The following is a 540-nucleotide window of genomic DNA, read 5'->3' on the forward strand; positions in this document are numbered from 1 at the left end:
CTTTGCAAACCATTCCATTACAAAGAAGACAAACTTTGCAAACCGATTAGTTGTCATTGGAAAAGAAAAGCCATGTACCGTATGTATAACCAAAGGCGTACCTGATAATCGGGCAGCAATACGCCCTAAAAAACCAGTTTTAGAAGAGTGAGTATGGACAATATCAAACTTATTATGTTTGATAATCTTATATAATTTAAAAACAGCTCTAAAATCGCTTACTGGTTCTACATTTCTTTTTAACTCAGGAATTATAAAGTAGTCTATACCAAACTCCTCAAGTTTAAGGGTTAACGGACCTTTACCATTGCATGCAACAGAGAAATTATATTTCTCCGGATTGTTTTCATACACTTCAACAATTTCGCTTAGACTCACTCGTTGTACACTTGTGAGCAATGGCAATAGTTGAATGTGTAAAACATTCTTCATTTTATCCACTTTCTAATATCCTTAAATACTTTATTACTCTTGAATTTGAGATAAAGTTTGCGTACATACCATTCAACATTGAAGTTGAATTTAGATTCGAGCATATTC

Annotated in this window: 1 protein-coding gene; it reads right to left on the reverse strand. The window is 33.1% G+C overall.

The window, feature by feature from the left end; translation table 11 throughout:
• Positions 1–432 (reverse strand): glycosyltransferase (locus tag HW561_RS23515; RefSeq protein ID WP_235963053.1); only part of this gene is annotated, 432 nt, incomplete at its 3' end.
• Between the last annotated feature and the right edge of the window lie 108 nt (positions 433–540).

Source organism: Ruegeria haliotis (assembly GCF_013377785.1).
GTDB lineage: Bacteria > Pseudomonadota > Alphaproteobacteria > Rhodobacterales > Rhodobacteraceae > Ruegeria > Ruegeria haliotis.